This is a genomic window from Streptomyces sp. NPDC044921 (assembly GCF_056432865.1).
In genome coordinates, this window is sequence record NZ_JBWKIF010000026.1 from 79,061 (window position 1) to 98,498 (window position 19,438).

Sequence of the window (19,438 nt, forward strand, 5' to 3'; positions counted from 1 at the left end):
CGCCGATCCCGATGGAGGAGAGATCGTGAACGAGCCTGCGAAGTCGGGACGCGTCCCCGGCCACCTGCTGATACCGCGGCTGTTCCGCACCCAGGCCGACCGCACCCCGGACGCGGCCGCCGTCGTCCGAGCCGACGGCACCGCCGTCACCTATGCCCAACTGGCCGCGCTCGCCGACCGGTTCGCGGCCGGCCTGCGGTCGGCCGGGGTGCGTCCCGGCGACTTCGTCGGGGTGTGCCTGCGCCGCGGGCCGGAACTGGTCGCCGCGTTCCTCGGCGTCTGGCGCGCGGGCGCCGCGTACGTGCCGCTGGACCCGCACCACCCGGCCACCCGCCTGGCAGCGGTCCTGGCGGACACCGGGGACCCGGTCGTCCTCGCCGAGCGGGCCACCGCGGACAGCCTGCCCGGCACCGTCCGCACGCTGACCGTCGAGGGCCTTCAGGACCTTCAGGACCTTCAGGGCACCCAGAGCGTCGAAGGCGAACTGCACCACGAGGGAGTGCAGTTCGCGGCCGACGCCGACCACCCCGCCTACGTCCTGCACACCTCCGGATCCACCGGCCGCCCCAAGGGCGTGCTCGTGCCGCACGGCGGGATCGCCAACCGGGTGCGCTGGCTGGCGCACCGGCACCGGGTGGGCCCGGGCGACCGGATGCTGCTCAAGACGACCGTCGGCTTCGACGCCGCCGGCCTCGAACTGTTCTCCCCGCTCGTCGCGGGCGGCGCCGTGGCGCTCGCCCCCGAGGGCGCCGAGCGCGACCCGGCCGCCCTGCTGCGGGCCGTCATCGACGGCGGCGTGACGATTCTGCAGGGCGTGCCGTCCGTCTACCGGCGTCTCGTCGAGGAGCCCGGCTGGGAACGCGCCGGCGCCCTGCGCCTGCTCTTCAGCGCCGGAGAGCCGCTCCACGCCGAGCTGTGCCGTGCCCTGCGCGAACGGGTGCCCGGGGCGGAGATCTGGAACACCTACGGGCCGACCGAGGCGTCCGTCGACATCACCGAGCACCGCTGGGACCCGGCGCGGGACACCGGGGCCGTGCCGATCGGGCGGCCCATCGGCAACATGCGCGTCCTCGTCCTGGACCAGGCAGGGCGCCCGGTGCCCGTGGGCGTCCCCGGCGAACTGCACGCCGGCGGCGTCGGCCTCGCCCTCGGTTACCTCGGCCGCCCCGACCAGAGCGCCGAGCGCTTCGTGCCCGACCCGCACCGGGCGGGCGCCCGCCTCTACCGCACCGGCGACCGGGCGCGCTGGCGCGCCGACGGCGTCCTGGAGTACCTGGGCCGCCTGGACCACCAGGTCAAGGTCAACGGCGTCCGGATCGAGCCCGGCGAGGTCGAGGCCGCGCTCGCCGCCCACCCCTGGGTGCGGGCCGCCGTCGCCGCCGGCGTGCCCGACGGCCGCGGAGGACACCGGCTGGTCGCCTGGGTGCAGTCGCGTGGCGAGCCGCTCGGCCCGCAGGAGCTGCGCGCCTTCCTGCGCCACTCGCTGCCGGAGCCGCTGGTGCCGACCGCCTACGTGCCGGTCACCGAGTTCCCGCTCACCCCGAACGGCAAGATCGACCGGTCCGCGCTGCCCGACCCGGCGACCGCCGCCATCGAAACCGCGCACATCCCGGTCCGCACGCCCGCCGAGCGGGTCGTCGCCGAGGAGTGGACGCGGCTGACCGGCACCCCGGCCGCCGAGATCGGCGCCGACCACGACTTCTTCCAGCTCGGCGGGTCCTCACTGATGCTCAACCGGCTGGCGGCCGGACTGTCCCGGGCCGCCGGACGGCCCATCCCGGCGACCGCGCTGCTGACCGCCACCACCGTGGAGCAGCAGGCCGCGCTGCTCACCCCCGGCCGGGCGGCGGACGACACCGCCGTCCCCCCGGCGCAGCGCTCCGTGACCCCGGTCGCCCGCGACCCGCACGGCCTGCCGCTGTCGCCCGGCCAGCAGAGCATGTGGCTGCTGGACCGGCTGCGCCCCGGCAGCGCCGAGTGGAACGCGCCGGTCTTCCTCACCCTGCCCCCCGAGTACGACGACACGGTCGTGCGCGGGGCGCTCCGCGCGCTCGCCGCCCGCCACGAGATCCTGCGCACCCGCTACCTGCTGCGCGGCACCGAGCCCGTGCAACTGGCCGACCTGCCGGCCGAGTGGGACGTGCGCTTCGCCCGCGCCGACACCGCGGACGAGCTGAACGCACTGGTGGAGGCCGAGTTCGCCGTCCCCTTCGACCTGGCGCGGGGGCCGGTGCGCCGGGCCCTCGCGGTGCGCGGCCGGGGCACGCTGACGCTGCTGCTGAGCATCCACCACATCGCCTGCGACGGCTGGACCTCTGTCGTGCTGGAGCGCGACCTCAAGGCGCTCGCCGAGGCCCTGCACACCGGCACCGACGCGCACCTGCCCGCCCTGCCCGTCCAGTACGCCGACCACGCCGCCCACCGGCGCGCCCGGCTGACCGACACCTTCCTGACATCCGAACTCGCCCACTGGAAGCAGACCCTGGACGGCATCACGCCGGTCGACCTGCCCGCCGACCGGCCCCGCCCGGCCACCCGGGACGCGGCCGGCGCCGCGCACGTCTTCACCGTGCCGGCCCCGCTCGCCGAGCAGGTCGCCGCGCTCGGCCGCAGCTGCGGGGCCACCTTGCAGCAGACCCTGCTGACCGCGTTCGCCGCGCTCGTGGCCCGGTTCAGCGGCAGCTGGGACGTCCCGGTCGGGGTGCCGGTCGCCGGACGGCACGGCGACGAGGCCGCCGACGTGGCGGGCTACTTCCTCAACACGCTGGTGCTGCGCTGCGACGCGCCCGCCGGCACACCGTTCAGGAAGGCGCTGGTCCGGGTCCGCGACACCGCCCGTACGGCCTTCGCCCACCAGGAGCTGCCCTTCGACCGGCTGGTGGCGGAGCTGGACGACACCCGCGACCCGGCCCGCACCCCGCTCTACCAGGTGATGTTCGACGTGCACGAGGAGGGCCGCACCGGCACCGCGGTCGACGCCGGTGACGTGGCCGCCTTCCGCGGGGCCTGGCGCACCGCCCGCACCGACCTGACCTTCGTGCTCCAGCGCCGCCCCGACGGCTCGCTGCTCGGCCTGGCCGAGTACGCCACCGCCCTGTTCGACGCGGCCACCGTCGAGCGGCTGGCCGACTGCTGGATCCGGCTGCTGGAGTCGGTCACCGCCGACCCGGACCGCCGGCTGGCCGACGTCGACCTGCTGCCTCCGCCGCTCCGCGCCGAACTGCTCGGCCGCGGTCCCGGCAGGCCGGAGCCCGGCACGGTCACCGGACCCGAGCGGACCGTCGACGCGGCCATCGCCGCCGCGGCCCGGCGCGCGCCGCGGGACACCGCGGTCGAGTGCGGCGGCGAGAGGTGGACGTACGAGCGGCTGGAGCGCCGGGCCGAGGCGTTCGCCGCCCGGCTGCGGGCCGCGGGCGCCGGCGAGGGCTCGGTGGTCGCCGTCCTGCTCGGCCGCACCCCCGACCTGGTCGCCGCGCTCCTCGGCGCCTGGCGGGCGGGAGCCGCCTACGTGCCGCTGGACCCGGCCGCCCCGGACGAGCGCACCGCGCACGTCCTGGCGGACGCGGCGGCGACGGTCCTGATCACCGACGGCACGCACGCCGGCCGGTTCACGGGCCGCTTCGCGGGCCGGGTGCTGGACGTGGGCACGGTCACCGGGACCACGCGTACCGGTGCCGCGTCCGCGCCGCCCGTCCCCGCGCCGGCCGACGACCCCTCCCGCCTCGCCTACCTCATGTACACCTCCGGCTCCACCGGGCGGCCCAAGGGAGTCGCCGTCGAGCACGGCTCGCTGCTCACCATGCTGCGCGCCTCCCAGGCCCACCTGGACTTCGGCCAGGGCCCGGACGACGCCTGGCTGGCGCTGGCCCAGGTCACCTTCGACATCTCCTGCACCGAACTGTTCATGCCGCTGGTGGCCGGGGGACGGGTGGTGCTCGCCCGGGAACAGGAACAGCGCGACCACGCCGCCCAGTTGCGGCTGATCGACGCGCACGAGGTCAGCCACCTCCAAGCGGCCCCGACGCACTGGCAGCTGCTGCTGGACGCGGGACTCGAACGCCGTCCGATCGTCGGCCAGACCGGCGGCGAACCCTGCCCGCCCGCGCTGGCCCGCGAACTCTCGCGCCGCCTGATGCGGTTCATCAACGAGTACGGCCTGACCGAGACCACCATCGCCGCCACCCGCTGGGACGCCGACGACACCGCCACCGGAGTGCCCGTCGGCCACCCCTACCCGCACGTGACGGCGTACGTCCTCGACGACCGGCTGCGGCCCGTGCCGTACGGCGTCACCGGCGAACTGTGCGTCGGCGGCGACGGACTGGCCCGCGGCTACCACGGCCGTCCCGACCTGACCGCCGCCGCCTTCGTGCCCGACCCCTACGGCCCCGCCGGGGCACGGCTGTACCGCACCGGCGACCGGGCCCGGATGCGGCCCGACGGCACCCTGGAGTTCGCCGGCCGCGCCGACGGCCAGGTCAAGATCCGCGGCCGCCGGGTGGAGACCGGCGAGGTGCAGGGCGTCCTCGTCGAGCACCCGGCCGTCGCCCAGGCGCACGTCACCGTCCACGGCTCCGGGCCGGAGGCCGCCCTGGTCGGCTACTGGACGCCCGCCCCGGACGCCGAGCCGGCCACCGAGGGCGACCTGCTCGACCACTGCGCCCGCCGGCTGCCCGACTACATGCTGCCCGCCTTGCTGGTGGGCCTGGAACGGCTGCCGCTGACCCGGCACAACAAGGTCGACACCGCCGCGCTGCCCGTGCCCGACCTGGCCGCCGCCCTCGCCGACGAGCCGTACTGCGCCCCCGAGGGACCGGTCGAGGAGGCCCTCGCCGCGATCTGGTCCGACGTGCTGTTCGGCGACGGCGCCGCCCGGCCGGTCGGGGCCCGCCAGGGCTTCTTCCGCCTCGGCGGCAACTCGGTCCGCGCGACCCGGGTGATCGCCCGCGTCCAGGAGGAGTTCGACGTCGAGCTGCCGCTGAGCGCCGTCTTCGAGCGGCCCACCGTGCGGGGCCTGGCCACCGCCGTGGAAGAGGCCGTACGCGCCGAGATCGAATCGCTCACCGAGGCCGAACTGGCCCTCGCCCACCGGGAGTACCAGCCGTGACCGCACCCACCGCACCCAACCGGGAACAGCTGGCGGCCGAACTGCTGCGCCGCCGGCTGGCCGCCCGCGCCACAGGCCGCCGCGCGGTCCCGGCCGGCATACCCCGCGCCGACCGCTCGGCACCCCTCGTCCTGTCCGCCGGACAGCGCAGCCTGTGGTTCCTGCACCAGCTCGACCCGGACAGCCCCGAGTACCTGCTGCCGATGGTGTACCGGCTGCGCGGCGCCCTCGACACCGGCGCCCTGCGCCGCGCCTTCGACACGCTGGCCGCCCGCCACGAGATCCTGCGCACCCGGTACGTCCTCGACGGCACCGAGCCCCGCCAGGTGATCGACCCGGCCGGCCCGGTGGACTTCGCCGTCGTCCACGGCGGCGAAGGCGACGGTGACGCCGACGGCCGCGCCGTCGCCTTCGCGGAGGAGCAGGCCGCCCGGCCCCTCGACCTCGCGACGCGGCAGCCGCTGCGCGTACGGCTGCTGCGGCTCGCCGCCGACGACCACGTGCTGGTCGCGGTGGTGCACCACATCGCGTGCGACGCGATGACCAGACCGCTGCTGCTGTCCGAGCTCTCGGCCCTGTACACGGCCGCCGTCGAGGACCGCGACCCGGCGGGCGCGCTGCCCGAACCGGCCCTGCAGTACTCCGACTACGCGGCCTGGCTCGCCGAGCGGGACGGCTCACCGGCCGCGGCCGCCGGCCTGGCCTGGTGGCGGGAGCGGCTGGCCGGGCTCGCCCCGCTCGGGCTGCCCACCGACCGGCCCCGGCCCGCCGTCCGCGACGGCGCCGGCGCGGTGGCGCGCTTCGAGGTGCCCGCACCGGTCGCGGAGAGCCTGCGGGGCCTCGCCCGGGACGAGGGCGCCACCGTCTTCATGGCGCTGCTCGGTGCCTGGCAGCTGCTGCTCGGCCGCTACGCCGGCACCACCGACGTGTGCGTCGGCACCGCCTCCTCCGGCCGCACCCGGCCCGAGCTGCGCCGGATGGCCGGCTACGCCTACAACACGCTGGCGCTGCGCGCCGCCTGGCGGCCCGGGACACCCTTCCGCCGCTTCCTCGCCGACAGCCGTACGGCCGTGCTGGCCGCCCTCGACCACCAGGGCACCCCCTTCGACCGGATCGCCGACGAGGTGGAGCCGGAGCGGGACCTGTCCACCACCCCCGTCTTCCAGGTCATGTTCGACCTGGTCTCCGGCGAGGGCGGCCCCGAGGGCCCCGAGCTGCCCGGTGTGACCGTCGCGCCCGTACCGGCCGAGAGCCGCGTCTCCCGCTTCGACCTCACGCTGCACCTGGCGGAACGGCCGGACGGCAGCCTGCTCGGCAGCCTGGAGTACGCCACCGCCCTCTTCGACGCGGCCACCGCCGAGCGGATCACCCGCCACTACCGGACCCTGCTCACGGCGATCGCCCGGGACCCGGGCACCCCGGTCGCCGACCTCGACGTCCTGGACGCCGCCGAGCGCGCCCTGCTCCTGGACGGCCCGGCCGCCCCCGTCGGCACCGACCGCCCGCTGGAACTCGCCGCGCTGCGCCCGGTCCACGAGACGATCGCCGCGCAGATGGCGGCCACCCCGGACGCGCCCGCGCTGCGGCACGACGGCACCACCGTCACCTACGCGCAACTCGACGCCCGGGCCGACCGGTTCGCCCGCCGCCTGACCGAACTGGGCGCCGGACCCGAGGCCGTCGTCGCCGTCCTCCTCGACCGCGGCCCCGACCTGGTCGCCGCGCTGCTGGGCATCTGGCGGGCGGGCGCCGCCTACCTCCCCGTCGACCCGGCCCACCCGGACGACCGCGTCGCCCACATGCTGGCGCAGACCGCGACCACCCTGGCCGTCACCGAAAGCCGGTACACCGGCCGCCTGACCGGCGTCCGCACGGTCGTCGTCGACGACCCGGCCGACCGGGCCGCGCTGGAGACGGCCGACGCCGAGCTGCCCGCCGCCCACGACCTGGACCGGCTCGCCTACGTCATCTACACCTCCGGCTCCACCGGGCGCCCCAAGGGCGTCCTGATCAGCCACCGCGGCCTCGCCAACTACCTCGGCTGGACGGTCCAGGCGTACGCGAGCGCGGGCACCGGGGGAGCGCCGCTGTTCTCCTCCATCGCCTTCGACCTGGGCGTGCCCGACCTGTACACGCCGCTGATGACGGGGCAGCCGGTGCACCTGCTGCCGCAGGACGCCGGCACCGCCGACCTCGGCGCCCTGCTCGCGGCAGGCGGACCGTACGCGTTCATCAAGCTCACACCGGGCCATCTCAACCTGCTGGTGGAGCAGTTGAGCCCGGAACAGGTGCGCGGCCTGGCCGGACTGGTCATCGCCGCCGGTGACTCCTTCACCGTACGGCTCGCCGAACGGTGGGCGACGGCGGCGGGCGAGGGCGGCACCCGGCTGGCCGCCGAGTACGGGCCCACCGAGATCACCGTCGGCAACTCCGCCTACTTCCTGCGCGGGCCGGTCGCCACCGAGCTGGTCCCCATCGGCCGGGCCGTCCCGCACACCACGATGTACGTCCTGGACGACCGGCTGCGCCCGCTGCCCACCGGCGTCCCCGGCGAGGTGTGGATCGGCGGCACCGGCCTGGCCCGCGGGTACGCCGGCCGGCCCGACCTGACCGCCGAACGGTTCGTGCCCGACCCCTTCGGCCCGCCCGGCAGCCGCCTGTACCGCTCCGGCGACCTGGCCCGGGTGCTGCCCGACGGCAACCTCGACTTCCTCGCCCGCGCCGACCACCAGGTCAAACTGCGCGGCTACCGCATCGAGTTGGGGGAGATCGAGACCGCGCTCACCGCGCACCCGGCCGTCGCCGAGGCCGTCGCGCTCGTCCGCGAGGACACCCCCGGCGACAAGCAGCTCGTCGCCTACCTCGTACCCGCCCCCGGCGCCGCTGCCGACGACCTCGGCCCGGCCGCCCTGCGCGCCCGCCTCGGCGCGTCGCTGCCGCCGTACATGCTCCCCTCCGCCTACCTCACGCTGGACTCGCTGCCGCTGACCGGCAACGGCAAGCTCGACCGGCGCGCGCTGCCCGCGCCCGGCCGCGCCGCCACGGCCGTCGGCGCGCACGTCGAGGCCCGCACCGACACCGAACGGGCCATGGCCGCCGTGTGGGCGGGGGTGCTCGGCCTGGACACCGTCGGCGTGCGCGACAACTTCTTCGACCTGGGCGGCGACTCGCTGCGCGCGGTCGCACTGGTCGGGGCGCTGCGCGCGGCCGGCTGGGAGACCAGCGTCCGGGACGTCTTCGCGCACCGGACCGTCGAACGCCTGGCACCGGCCGTCGCCCGCACCGGCGCCCCGGCCGCCGACGCGCCCCGGACCGTCGCACGGTTCGCGCTGATCGACGCCGCCGACCGGGCGGCACTGCCCGCCGACGTCACCGACGCCTACCCGGTCTCACGCATCCAGGCCGGGATGCTCGTGGAGATGCACGGGGGCAGCGGCGAGAACCGCTACCACAACATCACCTCCTTCCGGATCCGCGACGAACTCCCCTTCGACGCGGCCGCGTTCCAGCGGGCCGCCGACCTGATCGCCGAACGGCACGAGGTGATGCGCACCTCCTTCGCCCTGGACGGGTACTCCCAGCCGCTCCAGCTGGTGCACGCCGCCGCCCGCATGCCCGTCGTCCACGAGGACCTGCGCCACCTCCCCGAGGACGCCCGGCAGCAGGCGCTGTGGGACTTCGCCGACCGGGACCGGGCCGAGCTGTTCGACCTGACCCGGGCGCCGCTGATGCGGATGGCCGTGCACCTCCTGGACGACGAGAGCTGGTGGCTGTCGATCACCGAGTGCCACCCCGTCATCGAGGGCTGGAGCTACCACTCCCAGCTGATGGAGATGCTGCGCGCCTACCGCGCCCTGCGCACCGGCGGCGAACCCGCCCCCGCGCCGCCCGCGCCCGCCGTCCGCTACGCCGACTTCATCGCCGGTGAGCTGCGCGCCCTCGACGACCCGGCCGACCAGGAGTTCTGGCGCGGGATCGTCGAGGAGTACGACAAGGTCACCGTGCCGCCCGGCTGGGCGGGCGACCCCGCGGGACCCGACGAGCGCTACCGCATCGACCTGCCGCTGGCCGACCTGGAACCCGGCCTGCGCGCCCTGGCGACCGCCGCCGAGGTGCCGTACAAGAGCGTGCTGCACGCCGCGCACAGCAAGGTGCTGTCGCTGCTCACCCGTTCCGCCGCCTTCCGCGGCGGCATGGTCGCCGACGCCCGCCCCGAGGAGGCCGGCGCCGAGACCGTCTCCGGCATGTACCTCAACTCGGTGCCCTTCCCCTACGAGCGGACCGCCCGCACCTGGGGCGAACTGGCCCGGCAGGTCTTCGCGCACGAGGTCGCGCTGTGGCCGCACCGCCGCTACCCGATGCCCGCGATGCGGGTGCCCGGCGGGGAGGCCCACCTGATCGACGTGCTCTTCCACTACCTGGACTTCCACCAGGTCGACACCGAGCTGATCGACATCATGGCCAGCCGCGACGACAGCCCCAACGAGTTCCCCCTCGTCGTCGGCACCCCCGTCCGCGGCCACCTCTCCCTCGCCTCCCGCACCCGCACGCTCTCCCGGCCCGCCGCCGGCCGGCTGGCCGGGCTGTACCGCGCGGTGCTCACCGAGATGGCCCGCACGGGCGCCGACGGCGACAGCACCGGCGCCTTCCCCGACCGGTACGAGAGCGCCCGCCTCAAGGCGCCCGCCCTGCCCCACCCCGACACCCCGGCCGACGTCCTCGGCGCCTTCGAGGAGCGGGCCGCCCGCACCCCGGCGGCCACCGCCCTGCACGGCGAGGACTTCCGCCTCTCCTACGGGGAGCTCGACGTCCGCGCGAACCGGATCGCCCGCCGGCTGCGCGCCCTCGGCGCCGGCGCCGAGACGCGGGTGGCGGTGCTGCTCGACCGCGGCCCGGACCTCGTCGCCGCCCTGCTCGGCGTGTGGAAGGCGGGCGCCGTGCAGGTGCCCCTCGACCCGTGCGCGCCGGACGCCCGGCTCGCCGGGACCACACCACGGATCGCCCTCACCCAGCGCTCGTACCTCTCCCGGCTGCCCCTCGCGGACGTGCTGCTCGCCGAGGACGCCGCCCTCGAGGGCGACGGCTCGCCGCTCGGCCTGCGCCACGACCCGGACCGGCTCGCCTACGTCCTGCACACCTCCGGCTCCACCGGCGCCCCCAAGGCCGTGGAGGTCTCCCACCGGGCCCTCGCGCACTACCTCGACTGGGCCGTACGGCAGTACGCCGAGGCGGGTTCCGGCGGAGCGCCCTGGTTCACCCCGGCCGGTTTCGACCTCGGGATGCCCGCGCTGTACGCGCCGCTGATGACCGGGCAGCCGGTACGGGTGCTGCCGCAGAGGTACGGCACGGCCGAGTTCGGGCCGCTGCTGCTGCGCGGCGCGCCGTACGCGTTCGTCGGCCTGACGCCGGGCCATCTGGCGCTGCTGGAACACCAGCTGACCGACCGGGAACTGGCCGGGCTGGCGGCGCTCGCGGTCTGCGCCGGGGACGCCTACCCCACCGCGCAGGCCGACCGGGTCGCGGCCCGGATCCGCGCCGGCGGCGGGGGCATGGCCCTGGGCGCCGAATACGGGCCCACCGAGGCCACCGTCGCCGCCACCTACGGCCCCGTGCGCGAGCGTTCCGCGCGCGCCCTGGTCCCGCTCGGCTCGCCGCTGCCCGGCGTCCTGGTCCGCGTCCTCGACGCGGAGCTTCGGCCCGTGCCCGACGGCGTCACCGGTGAGGTGTTCCTCGGCGGTGACGGACTCGCCCGCGGCTACGGCGGCCGTCCCGACCTGACCGCGCTCGCCTTCCTGCCCGACTCGTACGGACTGCCCGGCAGCCGCCTCTACCGCACCGGCGACCTGGCCCGGCGACTGCCGGGCGGGCACCTGGAGTTCGCGGGCCGCACCGACAGCCAGGTCAAGATCCGCGGCCACCGGGTGGAGCCCGGCGAGGCCGAGGCCGCCCTCACCGCCGACCCGGCCGTACGGGAAGCGCTCGTCACGGCGGTCCCGGCCGCCGACGGCGGGAAGCGACTCGCCGCGTGGGTGGTGCCCGCCGAGGGCCGCACCGTCGAGGTCGCCGCGCTCCGGGACCGGCTGCACACCCTCCTGCCCACCGCGCTCGTCCCGGCCACCGTCGAGGTCGTCGCCGCCCTGCCGCTCACCGCCCACGGCAAACGCGACCGGGCCGCCGTCGTGGCCCGCGAGGCGACCGGCGCGGGCGCGGCACCGTACACGGCACCGCGCACCGCCACCGAACGGCGGCTCGCCGCGGTCTGGGCCGAGGTGCTCGGCCTCGAACGGGTCGGCGTCCACGACGACTTCCGCGAACTGGGCGGCGACTCGTTGCTCGTGCCGCCGCTGCTGGTCGCCGCCCGCCGCGCGGGCCTCGCCCTCGACCTGACCACGGCCCTGCGCCACCCCACCGTCGCGCGGCTCGCCGCCGCCCTGGACCACTCCGCAACCAGCTAGGGAAGGCTGATCCATGGAAGTCCCCCGCCACGCGCGCCACGCGCGCCACCTCATCTCCGTCGACGACCTCACCGACCACGAACTGCACCGCGTCGTCGCACGCGGCGCCGCCTTCTCCGCCGGCCTCGCCGGCCCGGCCCGCCCGCTGGACGGCCTGGTCACCGGCGTCTACTTCGCCAAGACCTCCACCCGCACCCGGACCGCCTTCTCCTCCGGCGCGCTGCGCCTGGGCGCCTCCCTGATCTCCTACGGGCCCGGCGACCTCCAGCTCAACACCGGTGAGACCACCGAGGACACCGGCCGGGTGCTGTCCGGCATGCTCGACGTGCTGGTGGCCCGCACCGCCGGCCCGGAGGCGGAACTGCGCGGCTGGGCCGGCCAGCACCGGATGGCCGTCGTCAACGCCATGACCGCCGAGGAGCACCCCACCCAGGCGCTGACCGACCTGACCACCCTGCTGCGGCACTTCGGCCGCATCGAGGGCCTGCGCGTCCTCTACGCCGGCGAGGGCAACAACACCGCCGCGGCGCTCGCCCTGGCCCTCGGCCGCTACCCCGGCGTCCACCTCGACCTGCGCACCCCGCCCGGGTACGGGCTCACCCCGTCCGTCGCCGCGCGGGCCGCGGCCCACGCCGCCCGCAGCGGCGCCCGGATCACCGAGCGGCACGACATGGCCGCCCTCGACGGGGCGTACGACGTCATCTACACCACCCGCTGGCAGACCACCGGCACCAGCAAGCCGGACGCGAACTGGCGGGAGATCTTCGCGCCGTTCCAGGTCGGCGCGTGGCTGTGGGACGACTCGCCCCGCGCGGTCTTCCTGCACGACCTGCCCGCCCACCGCGGCGAGGAGGTCACGGCGGACGTCCTGGACGGCCCGGCGAGCATCGCCTTCGCGCAGGCCACCAACAAGATGCACAGCGCCATGGCGGTCCTGGAGCACGCGTGCGCCCCGCTGACGGCCCGGGTGCCCCAGATCGCCTCCGTCCGATGAGCGGCCCCACGGGCCGTCCGGCCACGGACCCCGCGGAAGTACCGTGGCTGATGACGGAGCAGACGCGCGCCGGGAGCGAGAGCGGGGTGGGTACGGTCACCGAGGCGTCCGAGCCGGCACCTGGCACCGCACCGGAGCCGGCACCCGGCACCGCACCGGAGCCGGCACCCGCCGGGCCCGCGCCCCACCCGCCGTTGCGCCGCAACCGGGACTTCACCCTGCTGTGGGGCGGCGCCGGGCTGTCGCTGCTGGCCGGGCGGGCGACCGCGGTGGCCTATCCGCTCACCGTGCTGTGGGCCACCGGATCGCCGGGCGACGCCGGACTGGTCGGCACCGCGCTGCTGCTGCCCATGCTGCTGATGCAACTGCCGGGCGGGGTGCTCGTCGACCGCTACGACCGGCGGCGCATCATGATCGGCGCCGGGCTCGGCCAGGCACTGATCGCCGTGGCGGTGACCGCGCTGCTGCTCAGCGGACGCACCTGGCTGTGGGCGCTGCTGGTCGCCGCGTTCGCCGAGGGCGCCCTCGGCGTGCTCCACCAGCTCGCCGAACGGGCGGCCGTACCGGCCGTCGTCCCGCGCGAGCAGCTGCCCGCCGCGCTCACCGGCAACGAAGCCCGCACCCGCGGCGCCGCCATCGCCGGACAGCCGCTCGGCGGCGGACTCGTCGCGCTCGGCGCCGCACTGCCTTACGCCGCCGCCGCCGTCAGCCAACTGGCCGCTGTCCTTTGCCTGTTCGGAGTACGCGGCAAGCTCCAGCACCCACGCACCGGACCACCGGCGCGGCTCGGCACCGAGATCCGCGAGGGTCTGGTGTGGATGTGGCGGCAGCCCTTCCTGCGAGCCGTGATGACCGCCGTCGCGGTCACCAACGTCCTGTTCCAGGGCCTCAACCTGGCCGTGATGGCGGGCATCCAGGAACGCCACGGCACCCCCTTCGAAGTCGGCCTGGTGCTCTCCCTCAGCGGCGCGGGCGGGCTCGTCGGCGCGATCACCGGCGGCTGGTGGAGCACCCGGTTCCCGCTGCGCACCCTGGTCCTGGGCGGACTGCTCGCCTGGACCGCCTTCATGATCCCGGTGGCCGCCGCCCTGAACACCCCCGTCCTGCTCGGCGCCCTGTTCGCCGCGAGCGGCTACGTCGGCGGAGTCTTCAACGTCGCCGGCGGGGTCCTCCTGGTCCGGGCCGCACCCGACCAGCTGCGCGGTCGCGCCAACTCGCTGGCCAACCTGGTGGGTTCGGGCGCCATGGCGGCCGGGCCGGTGGCCGCCGGCCTCCTCCTGGAGTCCACGGGCGCCCTGCGCACCGCCCTCGCCCTCAGTGCCGTCATGGCGCTCACGGCACTGGTGGCGCTGGCCTCGCCCGGCCTGCGCCAGGCGCCGTTCCCCGAGCCGGGCGACACCCCCGCCGGCGACCCTGGGAACACCGCCCGCAAGCGTCCCTGAGACCTGCCCGAAAACCGGCCCTGACCTGCTCGTTTCCGGTATAGGTCGCCCATAGGGCCGTGCGCGAGAGTCGTAGCACGTGAAGCCTTCGGGCCACCGGCCCGCATCCCGCCCGGCCCACCTCGTGCATCCGCCCTTTCCGCCCCGTGTAAGGAGAACGCGCATGACGCTCAACACCCTGGACCGCAGGACCGCGCTGCGGGCCGCCTTCGGCGTCGCCGGAGCGGCCGCCACGGCGTCTCTCATCGGCGCCACGCCCGCCGAGGCCCACGGCGGCCGCCGCCACCCCTCCCTGCCGAAGGTCCCGGGCATGGTCGGCGACCGCTGGGCGAACGAGTTCTGGTACCAGTACGACGAGATGTCGTACTACACCCCGTCCCAGGAGATGTCGGACGCGGTCTACGCCATCATCGAACCGTTCGGCGGCTTCACCAAGACCTACGACGCCTGGGTCGAGACCCGCAAGAGCGGCCGCTACCCGCGCAGCTTCCTGGAGCTGATCAAGCCGAACAAGGCCGCCTTCGAGGTCATCTCACGCGAACAGATCAAGGTCTACGACCAGTTCTACGGCCGTGACCCGCGCGGACTGCTCTTCGCCTTCCAGGAGTACGGCCAGGGCACCCTGTTCGACCCGCGCCGTCCGGACGGCCAGAAGGTCCACATGATGAACTACACGCCGCCGTCGCCCACCCACGCCTACCACCGCTGGCACCCGTTCCTGGCCGGCTTCGCGCTCCTCGGCATCAAGCCGCACTACTGGACCCACATCAACCGGCTCGTCGGCGTCGCCTGGGAGCTGCAGTCGCTGGCCCAGCCGATCACGGACCGCGACGACAACCCGCACCTGCCCAAGCGCACCGTCCGCCGCGTCACCGCCAAGTGGATGTGCCGCGACCGCGCCGAGCTCGACCGGGCCTTCGACGTCTGGCCCTTCCCGGCCGACCTCGGCAAGTAGCGGCACGCAGCGGCAGACACCGACCCAACCGGGCAGGGGGCGCCCCCGCGGCGCCCCCACCGGCCCCCGTCCCGACCCGGCTCAGCCCCGTCCCAGCGCAGGAGGCACGTTCACCATGCAGGACACCGCCCGCTCCCTCGGATCCCCTCCCCGCATCGGCGTCTGGCTGGTCGGCGCCCGAGGCTCGGTCGCGACCACCGCCGTCGCGGGCGTGGCCGCCATCGCAGCGGGCCTCGCCTCCGCCACCGGATGCGTCACCGAGTCTGCCGACTTCGCCGGCGCCGGCCTGCCGGACCTCACCGACCTCGTCTTCGGCGGCCACGACGTGGTCGACGTGCCGCTGACGGTGCGGGCGGGCGAACTGGCCCACGCGGGCGTCCTGCCCGCCCCCGTCGTCGCCGCGGTGCGCCCCGCCCTGGAGACCGCCGACACCGCGATACGCGACGGCTCGCCGCTGCCGGGCGAGCCCCAGTACACCACCGCGCGCCGCCTCGCGGCCGACATCGACGACTTCCGCACACGGCACGGCCTGGAGCAGGTCGTCGTCGTCAACGTCTCCTCCACCGAACCGCTGCCCGAGCCCGACCCCGCCTTCCTCGGCCTCGCCGACCTCGACAAGGCCCTCGCCGCCAGCACGGACCTGCTGCCGCCGAGCGCGCTGTACGCCTACGCCGCCTTCCACGCCGGCTGCGCCTACGTCAACTTCACCCCGTCCGCCGGTGCCGCGCTGCCCGCGCTGGAGGAACTCGCCCGGCTGCGCGGGGTCCCGCACGCGGGCCGCGACGGCAAGACCGGCGAGACGCTGGTCAAGAGCGCCCTCGCGCCGATGTTCACGCAGCGCGCGCTCCGGCTGCGCTCCTGGTCCGGCACCAACCTGCTCGGCGGCGGCGACGGCGCCACCCTCGCCGACCCGGCCGCCGCGCGCAGCAAGACCGAGTCCAAGCAGCGCGCCCTGGAGGAGACCGTCGGGCACGCCGTCGAAGGCGTCGTGCACATCGACAACGTGCCGGAGCTGGGGGAGTGGAAGACCGCCTGGGACCACATCACCTTCGAGGGCTTCCTCGGCGTGCGCATGACCCTCCAGTTCACCTGGCAGGGCTGCGACTCGGCGCTGGCGGCGCCGCTCGTGGTGGACCTGGCCCGGCTCGCCGCGCTGGCCCGCCGCCGGGGGGAGAGCGGGGCGCTGCCCGCGCTCGGCTTCTTCTTCAAGGACCCGGCGGCCTCCGCGGAGCACAACCTGACCCTGCAGTACGCGGCCCTGACCGAGTGGGCGGCCACCTCCGCCGAGCCCGCGCGCCGGTCCGAGGTGGCGCGATGACCACCGCGACCGCGCCGCCCCGGGTGGCGGGCGCTTCCGGCTCCCCGGCACCCCGGCAGCCGCGTCCGCGCCGCCGCACCCTGCGGGAGATGACCCGCGGCGCCCGTGACACGCTCACGGCGTGCCGCGCCGCGGCCCGGGGGGCGTCGACGGCGTTCCGGACGGCGCGGGAGACCCCTGCCGCTCCTCCCCGCGGTCCCCGGTACGACACCGGCTACCGGCCCCGCTCCGTCGCGGTCCGGCAGTACGCCACCGCGGTCGCCGAGCTGGTACGGGCGCCCGCCGCGCTCACCGTCCCCGGCGACGTCCTGGCCGGTGCGCTCGGCGCCGGCCGCCCGGCGGGCGGGCGGACCCTGCTCCTGGCCGCCTCCTCCGTCAGCCTGTACTGGGCCGGCATGGCCCTCAACGACTGGGCCGACCGCGAGGAGGACGCCCGCGAACGCCCCGAACGCCCGGTGCCGTCCGGGCGGATCAGCGCCGGGGCCGCGCTGGGCATCGCCGGCGGGCTCACCGCCGCGGGCCTCGCCCTGGGCGCGCTCGCCGGCGGCCGCCGCGTCCTGCTGCGCCGGACCCTGCCGCTCGCGGCGACCGTGTGGGCGTACGACCTCGGCCTGAAGCACACCCCGCTGGGACCCGTCGCGATGGCGGCGGCCCGTGCCCTCGACGTGCTGCACGGCACCGGCCCCTCGCCGGCCGGTCCCGCGCTGCGCGCCGCGGCCACGGTCGGCGCCCACACCTGGGCACTGACCCGGCTCAGCCGCCACGAGGTGCACGGCACGGCGGGCCGCGAGCCCCTGCTGTCCATGGCCGCGACGGCGGCGGTGACCCTGGCGGCGACGGCCGGCACCCGGGGAGCCCCCGAGCGCCGGCGCCCGGACCCCGCGTCCGCCGCGACGCGGCGGACGTCGAGCGGCCCGCCGGCCACCCCGTCCGCCGTGACGCGCCACCTCACCGGCTCCGTTGGGCGTCACCTCGCCGGTTCCGTCGGGCGCCCCCTAGCCGACGCCGTTGGGCACCACCTCGCCGGTCCCGTTCGGCACCACCTCGCCCACTCCGTTGGGCGTCACCTCGCCGGCCCCGTGGCGCGTCCCCTCACCGGCACCGCTGCCCGGTCCGGCCCCGGTTCCGCCGCGTGGTCCGGCCCCGGCACCGGCGCGCCACGGCCGGCCGGCCGCTCCACCACGGTGACCGCCGTGACCGCCCTGACCGCCACCGTCTACGCCGTCACCTGCGCCCGCGCCCAGTGGGCCGCCCTGCGCGACCCGGACCCCGCGCGGACCCGGGCCGCGGTCGGCGCCGGCATCCACGCCCTCCTGCCCCTCCAAGCCGCCCTCGTCTCCCGCACCGGCGCTTCGAAGCTCGCCGCCCTGCTCGCCGCGGCCCTCCCGCAGGCAGCCCGCCTCGCCAGGAAGGTGTCCTCGACATGACAGCCCACCACGGCCACGGGCCCGGGACCCACCCGGCCGACACCGGCGACGGTGCGGCGGCGACCGGAGCCCGCCCGGGCACGGCGGCCGGCGTCGCCCCCCGAGCGCACCCGCGCCCGGCGCCGTCGGGCCGCCTCCGCTTCGCCTACGGCACCAACGGCTTCGCCGATCACCGGCTCACCGACGCCCTCGCGGTCCTCGCCGACCTCGGGTACGACGGGGTCTCGCTCACGCTCGACCACCAGCACCTCGACCCGTACGCCCCTGATCTGGCGGCCCGTGTCCGGGACGCCGGGCGGGCGATCCGGCGGGCCGGGCTGGCCGTGGTCGTGGAGACCGGGGCGCGCTATCTGCTCGACCCGGTGCGCAAGCACCGGCCGACACTGCTGAGCGCCGAGCCCGAGGGGCGGGCCGCCCGGCAGGAGCTGCTGCGGCGGGCGATCGTCATCGGAGCCGAACTGGGCGCCGAGGCCGTGCACTTCTGGAGCGGCACGCCCGACCCCGGCACCACCCGGGACGAGGCGTGGAGGCGGCTGGAGGAGGGCTGTGCGACGGCCCTCGCCCACGCCGAACGGGCCGGGGTCCGGCTGGCGTTCGAGCCGGAGCCGGGCATGCTCGTCGCCGACCTGGCCGGGTACCGCAGGCTGTGGCGGTCGCTCGGCGCGCCGGACCGGCTGGGGCTCACCCTGGACATCGGGCACTGCCGGTGCCTGGAGCCGTACCCGGAGCCGCGGTGCGTCGAGCTGGCCGCCGACACGCTGGCCCACGTGCAGATCGAGGACATGCGGCGGGGCGTGCACGAGCACCTGCCGTTCGGGGCGGGGGAGATCGACTTCCCGCCGGTCCTGGACGCGCTGCGCGCGGCCCGGTACCGCGGCCTGGTCTCCGTGGAGCTGCCCCGGCACAGCCACGCCGCGACCGCGACGGCCCGCCACAGCATCGAGTTCCTGCGCGCCGCGGCGGCCCGAACCGCCCTGCCCGCGCCCCGCACCCCGCGTGCGCCCGCATACCTCTCGAAGGAGGTCACACCGACATGACCGCGCCCACACTGACGCAGGCGCCCGGGGCCGTCCACGACGCCCTGACCGTGCGCACGCTGAGGGAGTCCCTGCTCTCCGTCCTCTCCACGGACCAGCGGAACCGTTTCGCCCGGGACGCCGCCGCCGTCGCCGAACAGGGCGCCGCCGCCCTGGACGCCCGCTTCCCCGCGGCCGGCCGGCACTACGGACGCGGCCCGCTGCCCGGCTGGGCCGGCTGGAGCGTGGAGGACGGCATCCGTACCGTCCTGCTGCTGCGGCTGCCGGCACAGGGCGGCGACCTGGCCGCGGAGGCCGCCGCCCGCTACCGGGACGGCGACGCCGCCGAGCGCCGGGGCGTCCTGCGCGCCCTGCCGTTCCTGCGCATCGGCGCCGCCGGCCTGCCCCTCACCGACGACGCACTGCGCACCAACGACACCCGGCTGATCTCGGCCGCGCTCGGCCCGTACGCGCGCGTCCACCTGGACCAGTACCGCTGGCGCCAGGCGGTGCTGAAGTGCCTGTTCACCGGGATCCCGCTGCACCGCGTCGCAGGCCTGCACGAACGCCGCGACGCCGAACTCGCCCGCATGGCCCAGGGGTTCGCCGCCGAGCGGCGGGCCGCCGGCCGGACCGTACCGGCCGACCTGTGGCTCGTCGCCACCCAGGACGCCGCGTCCGCCACCGCGGACCGGGCCCCGTACGACGCCTGACCCACCCACCC

Annotated in this window: 9 protein-coding genes; all 9 read left to right on the top strand. The window is 76.4% G+C overall.

The window, feature by feature from the left end:
* Nucleotides 1-25 precede the first annotated feature (25 nt).
* The 9 genes from AC07DA_RS31470 (at nucleotide 26) to AC07DA_RS31510 (ending at nucleotide 19,427) form a co-directional block, all read left to right on the top strand.
* Complete coding sequence (locus AC07DA_RS31470; RefSeq protein WP_479131616.1) at nucleotides 26-5,107, top strand: amino acid adenylation domain-containing protein; 5,082 nt, start codon at nucleotides 26-28, stop codon at nucleotides 5,105-5,107.
* Nucleotides 5,104-11,562: an amino acid adenylation domain-containing protein gene (locus AC07DA_RS31475; RefSeq protein ID WP_479131618.1), complete on the top strand. Its 6,459-nt coding sequence runs from the start codon at nucleotides 5,104-5,106 to the stop codon at nucleotides 11,560-11,562. The genes AC07DA_RS31470 and AC07DA_RS31475 overlap by 4 nt, the downstream gene beginning before the upstream one ends.
* 13 nt (nucleotides 11,563-11,575) lie before the next feature.
* Nucleotides 11,576-12,556, top strand: coding sequence for an ornithine carbamoyltransferase (locus AC07DA_RS31480; RefSeq protein WP_479131619.1), 981 nt, complete (start codon nucleotides 11,576-11,578; stop codon nucleotides 12,554-12,556).
* Between the two features lie 50 nt (nucleotides 12,557-12,606).
* The gene (locus tag AC07DA_RS31485) at nucleotides 12,607-13,998 is read left to right on the top strand and encodes an MFS transporter (RefSeq protein ID WP_479131620.1); all 1,392 of its coding nucleotides are present in this window, start codon (nucleotides 12,607-12,609) and stop codon (nucleotides 13,996-13,998) included.
* 163 nt (nucleotides 13,999-14,161) lie between these two features.
* Nucleotides 14,162-14,953 (top strand): Tat pathway signal sequence domain protein, encoded by a 792-nt coding sequence (locus AC07DA_RS31490; RefSeq protein WP_479131622.1) that lies wholly within the window; start codon nucleotides 14,162-14,164, stop codon nucleotides 14,951-14,953.
* A 115-nt stretch (nucleotides 14,954-15,068) separates the two neighbouring features.
* Nucleotides 15,069-16,271: an inositol-3-phosphate synthase gene (locus AC07DA_RS31495; protein WP_479131624.1), complete on the top strand. Its 1,203-nt coding sequence runs from the start codon at nucleotides 15,069-15,071 to the stop codon at nucleotides 16,269-16,271.
* A complete protein-coding gene (locus AC07DA_RS31500; protein ID WP_479131625.1) occupies nucleotides 16,268-17,698 on the top strand; it encodes an SCO3242 family prenyltransferase in 1,431 nt (476 codons plus the stop codon). The genes AC07DA_RS31495 and AC07DA_RS31500 overlap by 4 nt, the downstream gene beginning before the upstream one ends.
* Nucleotides 17,695-18,735 carry a sugar phosphate isomerase/epimerase family protein gene (locus AC07DA_RS31505; protein WP_479131626.1) on the top strand — a complete coding sequence of 347 codons (1,041 nt, stop codon included), beginning with the start codon at nucleotides 17,695-17,697 and terminating at the stop codon, nucleotides 18,733-18,735. The genes AC07DA_RS31500 and AC07DA_RS31505 overlap by 4 nt, the downstream gene beginning before the upstream one ends.
* Nucleotides 18,732-19,427 carry an EboA domain-containing protein gene (locus tag AC07DA_RS31510; RefSeq protein ID WP_479131628.1) on the top strand — a complete coding sequence of 232 codons (696 nt, stop codon included), beginning with the start codon at nucleotides 18,732-18,734 and terminating at the stop codon, nucleotides 19,425-19,427. The genes AC07DA_RS31505 and AC07DA_RS31510 overlap by 4 nt, the downstream gene beginning before the upstream one ends.
* Nucleotides 19,428-19,438 lie beyond the last annotated feature (11 nt).

What these genes read in the sequence shown, in the direction of transcription:
- AC07DA_RS31490 (WP_479131622.1), top strand. Translation starts at nt 14,162, where the DNA reads ATGACGCTCAACACCCTGGACCGCAGGACCGCGCTGCGGGCCGCCTTC.
- AC07DA_RS31505 (WP_479131626.1), top strand. Translation starts at nt 17,695, where the DNA reads ATGACAGCCCACCACGGCCACGGGCCCGGGACCCACCCGGCCGACACC.
- AC07DA_RS31500 (WP_479131625.1), top strand. Translation starts at nt 16,268, where the DNA reads ATGACCACCGCGACCGCGCCGCCCCGGGTGGCGGGCGCTTCCGGCTCC.
- AC07DA_RS31485 (WP_479131620.1), top strand. Translation starts at nt 12,607, where the DNA reads ATGACGGAGCAGACGCGCGCCGGGAGCGAGAGCGGGGTGGGTACGGTC.
- AC07DA_RS31480 (WP_479131619.1), top strand. Translation starts at nt 11,576, where the DNA reads ATGGAAGTCCCCCGCCACGCGCGCCACGCGCGCCACCTCATCTCCGTC.
- AC07DA_RS31495 (WP_479131624.1), top strand. Translation starts at nt 15,069, where the DNA reads ATGCAGGACACCGCCCGCTCCCTCGGATCCCCTCCCCGCATCGGCGTC.
- AC07DA_RS31510 (WP_479131628.1), top strand. Translation starts at nt 18,732, where the DNA reads ATGACCGCGCCCACACTGACGCAGGCGCCCGGGGCCGTCCACGACGCC.